The organism is Acinetobacter indicus (assembly GCF_009914475.1).
In the GTDB taxonomy this organism is placed as follows: domain Bacteria; phylum Pseudomonadota; class Gammaproteobacteria; order Pseudomonadales; family Moraxellaceae; genus Acinetobacter; species Acinetobacter indicus.
This window is the reverse complement of record NZ_CP045198.1, coordinates 908964-924864: the sequence shown is the minus strand read 5'-3', so window position 1 is coordinate 924864 and position 15901 is coordinate 908964. Positions and strand designations below refer to the sequence as shown.

Annotated in this window: 12 protein-coding genes and 1 pseudogene; 5 read left to right on the top strand and 8 right to left on the bottom strand. The window is 44.2% G+C overall.

From position 1 onward, the window contains the following. The first annotated feature begins 281 nt into the window (after positions 1-281). The 5 genes and pseudogenes from GA693_RS04920 to GA693_RS04900 all read left to right on the top strand — a co-directional run bounded on the left by GA693_RS04920 (position 282) and on the right by GA693_RS04900 (position 4629). A complete protein-coding gene (locus tag GA693_RS04920) occupies positions 282-1268 on the top strand; it encodes a DUF1852 domain-containing protein (RefSeq protein ID WP_160241319.1) in 987 nt (328 codons plus the stop codon). A 28-nt stretch (positions 1269-1296) separates the two neighbouring features. After that, complete coding sequence (locus tag GA693_RS04915) at positions 1297-2325, top strand: methionine synthase (RefSeq protein WP_104498182.1); 1029 nt, start codon at positions 1297-1299, stop codon at positions 2323-2325. Between the two features lie 109 nt (positions 2326-2434). Further along, positions 2435-2926 carry a flavin reductase gene (locus GA693_RS04910; RefSeq protein WP_005177877.1) on the top strand — a complete coding sequence of 164 codons (492 nt, stop codon included), beginning with the start codon at positions 2435-2437 and terminating at the stop codon, positions 2924-2926. 41 nt (positions 2927-2967) lie between these two features. Then, positions 2968-3768: a sulfite exporter TauE/SafE family protein gene (locus GA693_RS04905; RefSeq protein WP_045795662.1), complete on the top strand. Its 801-nt coding sequence runs from the start codon at positions 2968-2970 to the stop codon at positions 3766-3768. A gap of 268 nt (positions 3769-4036) precedes the next feature. After that, positions 4037-4629 (top strand): annotated as a pseudogene (locus GA693_RS04900) (IS5 family transposase). Positions 4630-5029: 400 nt separating this feature from the next. Here GA693_RS04900 and GA693_RS04895 read toward each other — a convergent pair. The 8 genes from GA693_RS04895 to GA693_RS04860 form a co-directional block, all read right to left on the bottom strand. Further along, positions 5030-5797 carry an OmpA family protein gene (locus tag GA693_RS04895; protein ID WP_075175237.1) on the bottom strand — a complete coding sequence of 256 codons (768 nt, stop codon included), beginning with the start codon at positions 5795-5797 and terminating at the stop codon, positions 5030-5032. 1 nt (position 5798) lies between these two features. Then, on the bottom strand, positions 5799-6758 hold the full coding sequence (tagF, locus tag GA693_RS04890) for a type VI secretion system-associated protein TagF (protein ID WP_160241320.1): 960 nt from the start codon (positions 6756-6758) through the stop codon (positions 5799-5801). Positions 6759-6789: 31 nt separating this feature from the next. Beyond that, a complete protein-coding gene (gene tssM, locus GA693_RS04885) occupies positions 6790-10605 on the bottom strand; it encodes a type VI secretion system membrane subunit TssM (RefSeq protein ID WP_160241321.1) in 3816 nt (1271 codons plus the stop codon). A 40-nt stretch (positions 10606-10645) separates the two neighbouring features. Next, positions 10646-12064, bottom strand: a complete 1419-nt coding sequence (locus tag GA693_RS04880; RefSeq protein ID WP_160241322.1) for a hypothetical protein — start codon at positions 12062-12064, stop codon at positions 10646-10648. Then, on the bottom strand, positions 12061-13056 hold the full coding sequence (tssG, locus tag GA693_RS04875) for a type VI secretion system baseplate subunit TssG (RefSeq protein ID WP_160241323.1): 996 nt from the start codon (positions 13054-13056) through the stop codon (positions 12061-12063). The genes GA693_RS04880 and tssG overlap by 4 nt, the downstream gene beginning before the upstream one ends. Continuing rightward, entirely contained in the window at positions 13020-14825 is a 1806-nt protein-coding gene (gene tssF, locus GA693_RS04870) for a type VI secretion system baseplate subunit TssF (protein WP_075175233.1), read from the bottom strand. Before tssF ends, tssG begins: the two co-directional genes overlap by 37 nt. 11 nt (positions 14826-14836) lie before the next feature. Next, a complete protein-coding gene (gene tssE / locus GA693_RS04865; RefSeq protein WP_045795669.1) occupies positions 14837-15313 on the bottom strand; it encodes a type VI secretion system baseplate subunit TssE in 477 nt (158 codons plus the stop codon). Between the two features lie 67 nt (positions 15314-15380). Continuing rightward, positions 15381-15884 (bottom strand): Hcp family type VI secretion system effector, encoded by a 504-nt coding sequence (locus GA693_RS04860; RefSeq protein WP_005177807.1) that lies wholly within the window; start codon positions 15882-15884, stop codon positions 15381-15383. Positions 15885-15901: the final 17 nt, after the last annotated feature.

Below are 15901 nucleotides of genomic sequence, written 5' to 3'. Positions count from 1 at the left end.
TATAAATAATTGTTTTTATTAAAATTAAAGAAATCTATTTTGATTCTAAATCTAGCTTTTTGGCCTTTTTCCAGCAAGAAAAATTGGACTCGATTGATGACTCATAGGGCAGTCTATTTTTCTATATTTTCGCCTTAAATAACGCTATTCAAATCAAAACATGAATTTAATTCACTATTAACTTAGATTAAATCATTTTTATTCATCTTAGGGTTCACGTATAACTAAAACCAGAAAGACATTCAGATTTTTATTTTTAGATATTTAAAGCGGTGGAACAGATGAGTCAACAGTTTGCATGTTCAATTCAACGTATTCGTTTTGATGAAAACTATCAACCAGCGGACAGTACCCGTTTAACAACCAACTTTGCCAATCTGGCGCGTGGCGAAAGCCGTGAACAGAACCTGCGTAATACGCTGCGCATGATCAATAACCGTTTTAATGCCTTGGCACATTGGGATAATCCGAAGGGTGACCGTTATTCACTGGAAATTGATATTGTGTCTGCAGATCTTGATGTCGAAGGCAATGGTAACGCCTTTCCAGCCATTGAAATGCTGAAATCGACGATTGTTGATCATCGTACCAATCAGCGTATTGAAGGCATGATCGGAAACAGTTTTTCATCGTATGTACGTGATTATGACTTTAGCGTGCTTTTATTGTCCCAAGGCCATAAAGCCGGGGAAATGCCTGACAACTTTGGTGATTTGCACGGCAAGCTGTATCAGTACGTGGTGAATTCCGAGGCGTTCCAGTCACAGTTTAATAAACAGCCGGTGATCTGCCTGAGCGTATCGACCACCAAAACCTATTATCGTACCGCCAATATTCATCCGGTGTTAGGGGTTGAATATCAGCAAAATGAATACTCAAGAACAGATCATTATTTCGCAAAAATGGGTTTAACTGTTCGCTATTTTAAACCGGAAAATAGTGCTGCACCTTTGGCGTTCTATTTTAGCGGTGATTTATTGGCGGATTATACCGATCTTGAATTAATCAGCGCGATTAGCACCATGGAAAGCTTCCAGAAGATTTATCGTCCTGAAATTTATAATGCCAACTCGACTGCAGGTCAGGTCTATCAACCTAGTCTTGAGTACCCGGATTATTCCTTAACGCAAATTGTCTATGACCGTGTCGAGCGTAGCCAGCTGGCCGTAAAACAGGGCAAATGGACAGAAGAACACTTTATTAAACCGTATCAGCACATTCTGGAACAGTGGGCTGCCAGCTACGCCGTAGCAACCAACGCTGCTTAATTCAACGTATAGAGATAGAAGATTAAAGATGAGCATTTTACTCCCAACCTCAACCGCAGGCAGCTTACCGAAACCATCCTGGCTGGCAGAACCGGAAAAACTCTGGTCGCCATGGAAACTTGAAGGCGATGCACTGCGTGAAGCCAAACAGGATGCCTTGAGCCTGTCACTGCATGAACAGTTACTGGCCGGAATTGATATTGTCAGCGATGGTGAGCAGACCCGTCAGCATTTTGTCACCACCTTTATTGAACATCTCGAAGGTGTGGATTTTGAAAAACGGGAAACGGTGCGTATTCGTAACCGTTATGATGCCAGCGTACCTTCGGTGATCGGTGAGGTGGCCCGGAAACAGCCGGTGTTTGTGGAAGATGCCAAGTTTTTACGCAGCCAGACCACTCAGCCAATTAAATGGGCTTTGCCGGGTCCAATGACCATGATTGATACCCTGTACGATGGTCATTACAAAAGCCGTGAAAAACTGGCCTGGGAATTTGCCAAAATCCTGAATCAGGAGGCAAGGGAACTCGAAGCCGCTGGGGTCGATATTATCCAGTTTGATGAACCTGCTTTTAACGTGTTCTTTGATGAAGTCAATGACTGGGGTGTGGCCACGCTGGAACGCGCACTGGAAGGTCTGAAATGCGAAACCGCCGTGCATATCTGCTATGGCTATGGCATTAAAGCCAATACTGACTGGAAAAAAACCTTAGGCTCTGAATGGCGTCAATATGAAGCCGTGTTCCCGAAACTGCAACAATCCAAAATTGATATTGTTTCGCTGGAATGTCAGAACTCACGCGTACCGATGGACCTGATTGAGCTGATCCGCGGCAAAAAAGTTATGGTTGGCGCTATTGATGTGGCCACCAACCAGATTGAAACCGCAGAAGAAGTGGCCAATACCTTGCGTAAAGCTTTGCAGTTTGTTGATGCCGACAAGCTTTATCCATCGACCAACTGTGGTATGACGCCGTTATCGCGTCAGGTGGCGCAAGGTAAACTTCGTGCTTTAAGCGCTGGCGCCGATATTGTGCGTCAAGAATTGAGTGCTTAACGCGCAGGCACATCATGTGGCAGAGCTGATGGGAATGGATGGAAAACATCTGGCCCATCCGCTTAACAACCATTTCAAGCATAACCCAAGAAAATGAAGGAATCCGGTGATGATTGAAGCAGCAGACTTTAGAAATGCCATGTCTTTGCTCAGCAGCGCGGTCAATGTGGTGACTACGGCAGGGGCGTCTGGTGTGCATGGATTTACCGCATCTGCCGTGTGTAGTGTAACCGATACACCACCGACCTTATTGGTTTGCATGAATCAGGCTTCACGCTCACACGCCCATTTTATTGAAAATAAAATCTTGAGCGTGAATGTGCTAGGCGCGCAGCATCAACAAATCTCCAATGTCTTTGCCTCCAAAATGAAGTCTGAAGAGCGCTTTCAATATGGAACCTGGACTGAGCTGGAAACCGGCGCGCCGGTGTTAACAGATGCCTTGACCAGCTTTGATTGCGAGATTGAGCAGATTCAGCAGGTGGGTACGCATAGCATTTTTATGTGCCGTGTGCTGGCCATTCAGCACAGTCAGCAAGAACATGGTCTGGTGTATTTTAATCGTGCCTATCATCAGGTTGGTGAGCTGGAACTTGCTTAAGGCGCCTTGTCTTTAATTTCAAATTATTCAGTCAGTATTTCGTGGAAATTATCATTTTTTTAATTATCGGGGCATGCGCAGGTTTTGCCGCTGGGCTGTTTGGGGTCGGTGGCGGAACAATCATTGTACCACTGTTATATATCGTGTTTATGCAGATGGGTTATAGTCCGGATGTGATTATGCATTTGGCTTTAGGTACATCGCTAGCAACTATTGTGATCACCTCTATCAGTTCATTGATGGCGCACCATAAGAACGAGGCAGTGCTGTGGCCAGTCTTTAGACATCTAGCTCCGCCTATGGCCATTGGATGCTTTTTCGGTGCAGGGATTGCCGGTTTAATTTCGGGCTTACATTTGCAGATTGTGGTAGGAATCTTTCTGATCTGGGTGGCGTATACCATGTTTACAGGTAGCAAAAAGCCGGCAGAGCAGGGGCGAACCTTGCCCTCAACCGGTCAACAAATCGCTGCAGGTTCGGGAATTGGTTTTGCTTCAGCCATCTTTGGGATTGGCGGTGGCAGCTTGACCGTACCGTATCTCAACCGTTATGGCGTGGTCATGCAACAGGCAGTAGGCACATCTGCAGCCTGTGGTTTCCCCATTGCAGTTGCCGGTGCTTTGGGATTTATGATTTTTGGGATGCAGGCGCAGGTGAATGTGCCCAATACTATTGGCTTTGTTCATATTTATGCTTTTCTTGGTATTAGCATTATGAGTTTCTTTACTGCCAAACTTGGGGCGAAAACAGCACATGCATTATCGCCACAAATCCTGAAAAAATGTTTCGCCGTGTTATTGGTGATTGTGGGCTGTTTCTTTCTGGTTAAGGGTTTGGGTTAAGCTGAAGGCAATTGGAAGATAACGAATACGCTCATAATAGTGGTTTGATTATAGAGCGTATGCTTCTCAGCAGATTCATGATCTAAATAATTATCTTTAGAAGGAGCTTCCTGTTCAATTTGGATTACTTGATTTACTTAGAAGAAGTCGGTTTCCTCAATTAAAAAATAGAACAATAAATATTAGGGTCTGTTGACATTTACTGTACTGTGCAAAAAAAATAGCGAGAAAGTAGAATTTAATCGCCAAACCAAATCTACTCCTCGCTATGCCTCGTACAATGTTGACTGATCAACACTGGTCTAAGTTAGAAAACATTTTCCGTAATTTTCGTATTTATCTCAAACAAAATCTTCGAAATTTTATTGAAGCTATTCTTTATAGAATCCGTACAGGCTGCCCGTGGCGGGATTTACCTGCTGCCTTCGGAAAGCCAAACTCCATATTCAAGAAATTTTCCCGGTGGTCGAAAGATAATAAGTTATTAAATCTCATGGGAACCCTGTTCAGTTTTTGATAGAGGATGGTACGACCCATGATGTAAAAGTGGCACCGAAATTAGTTAACAATATAGACCTGCACGAGACAGAAATTCTCTGTGCCGATAAGGGTTATGACTCTGAATCCTTGAGAGAACAGATAGAAAAAACGGGAACTCAAGCTAATATTCCCAAGAAATCCAATACACTTTCAAATAATGATCATGTGGATTGGTATTTTTATAAAATCAGGCATTTAATTGAGAATACTTTTGCTAGATTAAAGCAATTTAGAGGAATTGCCACACGCTATGACAAGCTAAAGCAAAGCTATGAAAATTCTGTTGCCTTAGCTTGTATCTTTATTTGGCTACCATTATGAAATGTCAACAGATCCTAAACTTGATCATACAATTGATAGGCTTTAATCCGGTGTAGCGTTCTATAATATGCGGGTTACGATTGACCAAAATTAAAACAACAGGGTGCTTTTATATATATTTATGCCAGGATAAGTTTGTATCCACACCAGGATAAAAGAATATATTCATGCCAGGATAAGTTTAGCTCCCGGATTTCCGCATAACGTATATTATGTTCCTTAGGATGCTTCACTGGAGAGATTAAACTATCGGTGGATCTCTCCAGTGAAGTTGTGCCAACATACAGTTTGTATAGGGCACAATCCCCGACATGCTATTTAACATAATATACATTATACGAAATATAGCATATTAAATAAAAGCCATCCTGTAGATGGCTCTTATTCCTTTAATGACCACTTAAATCACTTCAAACTCAATACGACGGTTCTTTTTACGACCCTCAGCTGTTGAGTTGTCTGCCACAGGTTTGTTGGCGCCTAAACCTTCCACACTCAAACTATCTGCAGGAATATTTTTGCCAATCAAATAATCTTTTACCGCCTGTGCACGCTCTTTACTTAAGATCAGGTTTTTATTGGCATCACCAGAGCTATCAGTATGGCCAATAATTTTCACCTGCTTGCCACCAACCTTATTTAAGGCAATCGCCATCTCATCAAGAATTTTTGTCCCAGATGCGGCTAAAACCGCACTGCCAGATTCAAATTCAATAATCCGGTTTTTCAAGGCATCATCAATAATTTTCTGTTCGGCCTGATTTACAGATAACTGTGCATTAAAACGATATGGCGCCTGTACCAAGCCCTGAAAAGCATTTGTGGTTGGCTGGATATCATTTTGATTGGACATTTTTCCATTTAAATCAATTTGCGTACCGCGTACCGACAATTGACCCTGCTTCACTTTTTTTAGGTCTGGCGTGATCATTCGTGTGACCGATTCGCTCCAGCCATTGGGTGCAGCAACCGATTTAACCTGAATTTTATCAATGACTTGGTCCGCACCATACACACTGTGCATTTTAGTCAGGATGGCCTGTTTGCTGGCTTCATTCGGGACCACGCCTTCAACTACAATCGGCTGTGCACATACCCAGCTACTAACACTGAACAAGAGTACAGACAGCCATTGTTTTTTATATGTATTTAATTGATTTTTAATCATTTTATCCATCTATAAAAGTCTGTCTAAAGAGTTTGATTCCCTGGCTTAAGCTAAGCTGGCGTTCACATAAAGCCTGTTCCAACGCCGCCAAACCTGCATTTTGCTCCAGATACGGATCAATCCAGCTGGCATTGACCAATGAGACCCAATGTGAACTGTCCAGGTTTTGGGTAAAAATTTCGCTTAAAGCCTGAATATCTGCGCCATGAAAGCCAAAAGTCAGCAAGGGTTTGTCATAATGCAGTAAACCGACCAGCAATTCTGTGTTCTGATTGGCGACAAAACGGCTAATCAGACTGACCCAAAATGCTGCAATTTCATAGCAATAGGCATGGTTATTAATCGGCAAAATCAGTACTTTATTTAATTTACTGGTGCCTTGATGGATCACCGGTTGCAGCAATAATCCCAGTCCAATCATGCTTTGTGCCAGCTCATAGGTGCTGATTTTCATCAACTGAGCAAAAGAATGTGTCGTATGATGTTCATAAAATGCGGCACTTTCATGCACATCAAACACCTGAATCTGGTTATTCAGTTTGGCCAGCTTGTCCAGCAAAATCTCAGGATCACGAATCGACTTGAGCACCCGGTTTTTCTGAAACAGATCAATCAGGGTCTGTTTATAGCGATAAGGCGCATACAGCAAATGCTCCAGGGGGACATCTACATCTAGCAGATGGCTCAGCACCATCGGAAACTGTCGCCCCGAACTGTCTTCGCTGGCAATTAAGTTGGCCACCAGAAATTTATATTCCTGCGGATTGGCAATGAAAAAATCTAGCGATGGCAGCTGCGTATAGCGATTTTGAAACTCTGGAGACTGCATCGCTTTTTCCAGCGCCTCAGTAATCCACTGATCCAGCACCTGAATCAGTGAAGATTGGCCTTTGGTTTTCAAAAAATCGCCTCGGGCCGGACATTTACCATAATAAAATGGCAGGGTTTTCAGCTCATTCATCCCTGCTCTCCCACTCGCCTGTTCTGGCTGATCATGGCTGTACTCCTTCAATTCCTTTTAAAGGCGATGTGCTATTGGTGCGTGCAGTGGCAGGTGTCGGTGCTGTTTGCGCAGCCACGACACGTACCGATTTATTGGTAACCACCTGATCAACCAGCTGTAAACCCGCATAGCCACGGCTTGAGCCAATATTACCCGAGTTGCCGCTAATCAGTCGGAAGTTCAGTTTCACCGCAATATTCGGGTCCTGCTTGCTTTTCCAGACCATTTCAAAGCTGCCGCCTTGCTGGGTACGCTGAGCCGTGTCAATCAGACGGTTAATGCCGTACTCACCCGGTTCATCAAAGACGGTATGGGTTTTACCTTCTAAATCCACCGCTGTAATACGCGCACCCGGAATCGCACCCGGATTTGGCCAGACGAAATTCACCCATTGCTGAATGCCATTTTCATAAACCATACGCTGCCCATCAATATCAATGGTATAGGCCAGTAATTGCGGATTCTGTAATGGATAGAACTGGAAGTTGGACTGATTCACCGGTGCTTGCGCCGCGGTTTGAGACAATTCACCTGTCGCCATGCCATTGCTAGGCGCGACATAGCTCTGGAAATTCATCACAAATTGCGGGTTCAAGCTGATACCTAAATCTTTCCAGGTTTTTGAGGTTAAGGTATAGCCACGACGGATCACCAGCGGATCTAAATGCTCTTTCACAAAACGGGCGATACTGCCATTTTCACCAAAAATCTGGCTAATTTCATTGCTGGTCGCCTGTAAGGTCGCAGAGGAATTAAATGGATATTTTTTGCTTAAATTGGCGCTAAATGGCTGATAAGCCTGCATGGTCCAGAGTTTATTGATCTCATCCTGCGCCGGAATTAACAGGCTTTCAAATGAATGCGTTAATGGACTGATCAACAGTTTTTGTAATAGCTGCTGGTCACGTTCATTTAAGCCCACCGTCATCTTCTCATCGACCAGTTTCTGGGTACTGTTAAACACCGAACTTTGATCATTGATGGTCTGTTTCACCAAGGTCATGGCCGATGGACCAATATCGCCCGCACTTTTCAGGTCATTGAACTTGCTGCGCACCTGAGCAATCGCTTGCATATACTCATCCAGTAAAGACTTGTTCTGCTGGTCATCACGCTTACGTACCAGCTGATAGAACATCTGGAATTCTTTGGAAATTGGTCCTTGTGCTCTGGCTACGGCCTGTTCCGCCATTTTCGCTTCATCGCGGTTCAACACTTTACGTTTAAACCAGGCAATAAAACCTTTTTGCGGTGCGGCTAGTTCTGCCTGAACCACCGGATTATCCCACGAGGTTTCCTGTGCAATCCGGGTAATCATCTGACGGATTGGTGAATTTTCCGGTTCACCCAGTTTTTCAATATTCTGCGCAGACTGTTTAAATTCCTTGCCTTTGGCATAGTGCACACCAGCCAGGAATTTACGCCATTCTGCAATATATTCCTGCTTGTACAGATCGGTCAGCTGTTTACGGATCTGATCGGGGCTGCCACTAAAGGTCAGGTCATCGGACTGGGTACTGTTTAACACCCAGTCTTTAGAATCTGTTGGCCGGTTGGAGACTTCATCAATGGCGGTTTCGACATATTCTGCCCAGGCTTTCTGGGTAAATACACCCGGTAAGGCATAACTGCCCAGCACCACCGCCTGATTATTCTCACCGACCATCTGTTTGACGGTTAAGGCCGGGAAACGTACCGCTGCACGCATTTTAATTTCGTTATAGACCCGATCACGTGCCGGCATACCACGCACCACAGACAATAACACCTGACGCGACTGATCAACCACCAAGGTATCCGCTTCCAGATTCGGGAATTTGGCATCATTGGCCAGGGTCATGGCATAAGATAAAATCTGCTCGGCATCTTTCAGCATTTGGCCGCGCGCCAAATCCCCCCGGTTGGCATCTAACCACGGACGCCAGAAACGCGTGACCTGATCACTTAAATGACCAGCTTCACGATATTCCGGATTGCTCATCATCAAGTAGGCTTTCAGTGCATTGTACGCATCTTGCGGATTACTGTCCGATGGCTCCAGATATTTCTGCTGGTTGGCCGCCTGCTTGATTTCCACATTGACATGATTGGCCTTCAGGGTTTCTTCATTGGCTTTTACCCGTTGCAGATACTGTGCCATGTTTTGCTGTGCTGGCTGCAGCACAATCTGCTGCACGCCTTGCAAATATTCAGTCTTCAGCTTTTCACGCAGCTCATTGCCCTGGTATAAACCAAAGCCAAATTTTAATGGACGATCTTCAGCAAAACTGTCCAGCTGTGACATACGGTTTTGCAGAATCAGCAAGGCTTCAAGCTGTCCGGCCAGTTCGGTGCCAGAGCGCTGCTCGATTTGCACGACTTTATTCAGGTCTTGCTGCACTTCGGCAATTAACTGCTGGTTATTGCGATACGACCAGACCCACAGTCCCAGAATAATCGACACACCAAATAATGCAGCAATAAAGCCAACATAACGCTGGCGTTTACGCAGTGGATTAATATGCTGTTTGACCAGATTCTTGTCTTTCAGAATCACATCAGAAAACAGCCCTTTCAGGAAGTAACCATGGTTTTGTGAAACTGAACGGGTCGGCACACCATGTTCACTGTTGGGAATCTTGGTCAGTAAAAAGTCTTGCGCAATCTGTTCGGTCATCGGGCTTTCAATGGTGCCTTCCTGTAAGGCACTGGTGAAATAAAAACCACGGAATACCGGTTTAAACTGGTACGGATTATCTTCAAACAAGGTACCAATAAAGGTTTTCAGTGCTGGCTTTAAGCTCTTGAATTCCAGCGGGAAAGTCATGACGCTTGGGGAAATATTCTGTGAATGGCGGCGACTTAAATGGGTGGTGCTCACGCCTTTTAAACCGTCATATAAAATGCCGTAATGCTTTTCAAACAACTCGACCGCATTTTGAGAAGATTCCGCATCATAAGGTAAGGTTGCGCCCCAGACCTGATCAAACTCATTCACTTCATAACATTCAAAGAATTCGGTAAAGCCGGCAATCAGGTCCATTTTGGAAAACACCAGATACACCGGTGGATAAATTTCCAGACGCTCGGTTAAATCCTGAATCCGGGCACGTAAATTCTTGGCCAATTTAATTGATTTTTCCGGACTCTGGCTAACCAGCTCGGCAATGCTGACAATTACAATCAGGCCATTAATTGGCGCCTGAGAACGGTTTTTCTTCAGTAAACCTAAAAAACCGAGCCATTCAGAATGATCTTCGGAATAGACCGAATAACGCCCGGCTGTATCCAGCAATACCCCTTCGGTGGAAAAGAACCAGTCACAGTTACGGGTACCGCTTAAACCGGCAGACACCATTTTCTGATGGCTTTCTTCAAAGGGAAATTTCAGACCGGAATTATAAATCGCCGAACTTTTTCCGGCGGCCGGGTTACCAATCACCATATACCACGGCAATTCATATAAGGCCGCATTGCCCTTTTTATCGCCCAGTTTAGACTTGCGGATCAGCTGAATCGATTCTTTCATTTGTTGTTGAATCAGCTGTAATTCTTCTTTATCTTTCTGCTTGCCGTATTCAGCTTCGGTGTCTTTACTGATGGCTTCGGCCAGCTCTTCGCCCTGCTTTTCATGACGATAACGCTGGATCAAGGCATAAATCCCGTATCCGACCACACCCAGAATATACACTGCCATCAGCGCCCAGAATAGATTGCGCGGAATGGTGTTATAAGATGCTATGAGTGCCACAAAAATAGACAGTGCAATAATCGCTTTCGGATTAGTCACATACTGCCAGACATAGCCTAAAATGGTATAAAACATACTGTTCTCGTTGTTCTAAAATTCGCGCGATACTGCAACATCAGCCCTGTGGGGTTTCATGGGAAACCGGCATAAAAAGTACGTGGGTGGCCGGATGTTCGGTACTGTAAATCATGGAAATAATTCCCTCTGGAAGATGCATGCCCAACATGAAAGAAAACACTTTCGATAAGTGTTGGGTATGACCAATACTTTGTTTTGTATATAAAAAATGATGAGTTTCGATTTGAGACTCAGCAAAACTCTGTTCAATCTGCTTCACGACTTTAATCTGGGTCGGATCATCCGGCATCAGCACAAAAGGCTGTTCCTGATCGAATTGCGCCAGTTCTGTCATCTGATGCTGCTGCAGGTAATGGGCAATATTTTTTTCATTCAACACCAGCTGCAGCATTTTGAATGGTTCTAACTGGTTAATCTGCACCGCGGTGGAGGCCACAATACAGCTAGAGACAAATTCAGCCGGTAAATAATGGTCGGTCAGCCAGGTTTTTTCATCAATCACGTCCTGATCAATTTCAGAATCGACCAGCACAATTAGTGATACGTCTTCGGTTTGTGCTGCGGTCTGTTCCAGCAATTCAAACCAGTCCTGATAGGCATTTTTACTGCCCCAGTAATGATGCTCGATATGAATCTGCTCCGGAATCACCTGAAAATCCTGGATAAACTCCATGATCATCTGCTGGCTGTCCATTTCATTCCACAAATGCAGCAAATCTTCTGCCAGCACCACATGAATATTAATCCGGTTTAAACGCATAACAGGTTGCACCGGCTCAGGTTCAAGGCTGTCATCTTCCTGATGGTTGGGATCAATCCAGCCCGGATGCATACGGTACTGATAGGCCAGCTCGCTGTCATAGAACAGTGCCGACTGTTTTAAATGTTCGGCAATTTGCATCAGTACATCGCTGTGCTGAACCAGCTGCTGCTGGACCAGCCGGCGTATACGTAAACTGCGCTGGCTGTCAACGCTATATTCATCTGCATCGTCGTCCAGCTCAATTTCATCATCCAGGTCTTTAATCCGATAGGACAGAATTGGCAAGCCGTAGGCATTTAACAGCTGATGATCCAGCTCCGGACTGGTGAAATTTTTTAATTCTTCAACAATCTGTTCATTTTCACCAAAGGCATGCTGGCTATAACCACTGTACAGGTTCAGCGCCACCGTTCTGACCGGCTCCACTTTTTCTTCAGGAATCTGTTGCTGGGCAAGTGCCGCCTGCTCCTGCTGCTGTTTTTGTTCTTCCTGACGTTTTTTATAACGCTGGACTGCGCTATAAATGATGAAAGGTGATGTCAGCAGCAGCGTAATCGCCAAAGGCAAAAACACAAAAAATGCCAGCATATCTGCCGTATCGGGATCATGCTGAATATCGCGCCAGTAAAAGATAATGGCGGTGCTGACCAGAATAAAAATACTGACAAAAGTGCCAATGATCCACTTGATCATCTTTGATCCCCTAACAGCGGATAACAGCTATCACGATTATCTGCCCATGCCTGTGGCATTAAAAAAGCCCCTTGCCCGAGCCCTGCGCGATGACTGGAGTTCAGACATAAAGGCTGGATGTCTTCTTTGCTCAGCACCAAACGCAAGTCGACCATTAAGGTCGGACTGCACCAGGTCTGTAAGAGTTTTTTCAGTTTTGTACTGGCTGGCTGTCCCGGTAAAAATTCCTGATATTGCTGCCGGTTTAAAGGTCCGACTTCAATTTCAATCTTGCCATCAATCTGGCGGATGGTTTCCCCACAAAAGGTATTTACTCCAAGCAAGGCCGGATTGCTGCCGCCTAAACAGGTTTTATGCGCATCATCCAGTTTGAATTTTTCTTCAATAAATTCATGTACAGTAAAATCGGTTTTGAAAATACAGTTCAGCACGGTTTTTAAGGCATGTGCGGTGTTGTTCTGGCCCTGCATCAGGCCTGAAAATTCTGCAAAATAATGATCCATCTCATCCTGTTCATGTTGTGAACGGATGTAACCATTGAGCGCATGCAGAATATCCAGATAATGATTGTCGTGTTCGACCTCATAACGTACCGGCAAGTTATAAGCCAAGCTGGCTTCAATATATTGGCCGGTCAGTTTGTTATTAAACAAACTGAGGAACTGCACGGTTTCTTCACGCTGGATACGTGGACTCTGGCGGATGCGCTGGGTATAGGTATACGGTAAGGCCCCCTGAATGCCGGTGAGTCCCACCATTAAATTGGTCAGCTGAATCTGATCATCTTCAACCGCCAACGTTTCAATTTCTGCCGCCGGAAAGTTCAGATTGAGCGAGGTCTGAAACTGAAAGCCCTTTTTCCAGTCGGTCTGTACGGCCTGTTCAGGCGCATGACGCAGCAGCCGCGTGGCCTGAATAAACTCATATGCCGTCGGCTGTTCAACCAGATCTGCAATTACAGAAGTTTCTTGCCACCAACGTTCTGCACGCATTGGTATAACTCCTGTAAGCTGTTGGCATCGCGCACCACCACATCCACAAAGCTGTTCATCTGAACTTTTAAGTTAAAGATATGACTGAGCAAGGTACTGAAAATATAAAGGCTATGGCCACGAAATACCTGTGGATCAATATCCAGATGCACTTTCAGACCACGGACAAATAAAGGAAAGGGTTTAGCTTCGACCATTTTCTGGGTTAACGAAAACTCGACCGCTTTAATTGAGTCAATAATTAAATGATTTTCTTTAGATTTTGGTAGGTTATAAAGTTCAAGCAGCTCTTTGATATGACTGATCGCATCGCCTTTCATCAAAGACAAGGTGTTTAAGGATAAATGCGAGATCACCCGCCATTGTTCCATTTTATTCTGCTCAAAATAATACGGCTTATTCGGACGCTTCAGTACCAGAGCGCGCCGTGCCAGACTGCTGTCATTCAGATTTAAAATATTATTGGCTTGGCTTAAAGCCTCATGTGGCAAGTCACGGTTTGAGCAAAGCAGTTTGGCGCTAATAAAATCCGACTTGGTGTGCTGCGGTTGTAATTGCTTTGACAATACACTGTAGCCCGTTTCCACAAAACGGTTATGCAGCTGCTTGGCATTTAGGGCGTAATAAAACTGAATATCTTCATGCCGATAATGACTCATGGCAAAAAATGGATAAACCGGAAAAACCACCTGATCCTGATTGGTTTTTTCCCGGATCATGTTCATTTCCTGAATGCTGTACATCTGATAAAACTCAGGATGATGCGCATCGGTCACCAGTGGATATTCCAGCTGCTTGTGATCAATTTTTTGTGGTTCGGCCTGCTTCTCAAACAGGTTTACCACCGGTGTGGCAAATAATTTAAAGTTAGCCACGTTCAGTTCGGAATAATTGCGAATCACCATCTGATCATTCAGATTCAGTTTCAGATGAATCAGCAATTCAAACTGGCTCTGATCTTCGAAATAATGCAGAAAATCCAGATTCAGACTCAGGAAATTAAACTTTTCCGGAAAGCAGAAATATTCCAGCAATAACCGGTAGGCATGATGGGTATGCTCATCTAGCGGCAGTACACTCTCCTGCTCATGCATACCCATCAGCTGAAATGGATTAGCAATCTGAATTTGGCGCTGGCCAATTTTTAGCGAAAATCCGGTACTGGGACTGAAAATACCATCGAGTACCTGGAGTGGAAAATTGGAAATCGCATCAAGATAAATTGGCAACTGCTGTTGTTGCAGCAATGTGTGTGCCTGATTAAAAATTTCAAAACTCAGACTTAAGGTTGCGTTCTGGTTCAAGTGCATATGCGCACTCGGATTGCTCTTGAATTCCAGCTTGTTGAGCTGAATTGGCAATAAATTCACGCTGTGTGTGCTTGAAAACTCGCACTGAACGCCTTTGAAACTCCTGGATTTTAACGCCGTGCCTTTGGGAATTGTATGTGCTTCGGTCAGCTGTTTAATTTTATTGAGATCTTCAAAGCTGACCACAGAACAGGCCGGAAAAGGCTTTAGGTACTGTGGAAACATGACCTCAAACAAGGCACGGGTAAAAATGTCGTAGCTGTCTGCCAGTTTTTTATCAATACGTGCGGCTATTAGTGAAAATGCCTGAATTAAACGCTCGATATGCGGGTCATCAATCTGTTCCTGATTTAAAGACAGACGCTGGGCAATTTTAGGATATTTTTGGGAAAATTCACGAGATTGCTGGCCGAATTCTTGCAGCTGTTTTTCGTAATAAGGTAACAAGTCTTCAATCACAGGAATCCCACTTATGCACGTGCCGAAATAACATATTGTTGTGTTGTTGGTTTTAATAAAGCATCAAAAATCACAGGTTCATATAAAGGATGAATATTGATATAGGCCTGAATACTCAAGCACAAAGCCCCCATATCCTGTTCATCTAATAACATTTCAACTTTAATCTGTCTTAAACGCGGTTCATGTGCCGCGATGGATTGTGCAATAGACTGGCAGATTTTATCGCGGTCACTTGGATTAGCGGTCGATAAGCCGACAAAATCAATAATCCCAAACTGCATAATGGACTTTTTAACCAGTGGAAAATCATCAATCTGTTCATGCAAAGATGCCATGCGGCTATTGAGCAGGTCTTCCAGATCTGCAGCGACAGATTCGCGAAGTTCCTGTAATGACAACCCCTTTAAATGATAATCTTCTGTAGTTAAAAGCCGGTCAAATAATGTAGTTCTAAAACCGTACGGATAAAGCTGGTCTAAATTCATGTATTACTAATTAAGCATAAAATCAGGTAGAGGCTGGCAGAACGCCAGCCTCCCGTGGTCATACAAATTAAGCAGCGTAAGATGCTGTGTTATTTGAAAGTGACCATTTTTTAGTAACTGCACCTTTTTGGGTACCGTTAATGTCTTGCTGGTTATAAGTCCACTCGACTGCGGCATATTTCAAACCGAATGATTCAGTTGGAACACCTTCTTCATTCACAGTTGGCGTTACGCTTGAAACCAGTACATGTTTCAGTTTGATTTGCAGGTACTTGATACGCTTGTCACCGTTAGCACGATAGAAATCGATCTGTACTTCATCGAAGGTATAACCCGCAGAACATGCTTCCCAAAGTTTTGGACTGGTTGCATCCAAATCTTTAACAAAAACCATGTCTGAGTGTTCTACACGCTCAGCAGTATGACCACCTACACTTGAAGAAGTCGCTGATTTAGGCTGACGGATATTGTGCGCCCAAGAATTTACTTCTAGCCAATCTTTGTGCTCTGCGTCACGCGATTCGCCATCAACTTTATACTTCCCTCGAAACTGTACGTAGATATCTTTCATTTTATAAATTTTCCTGT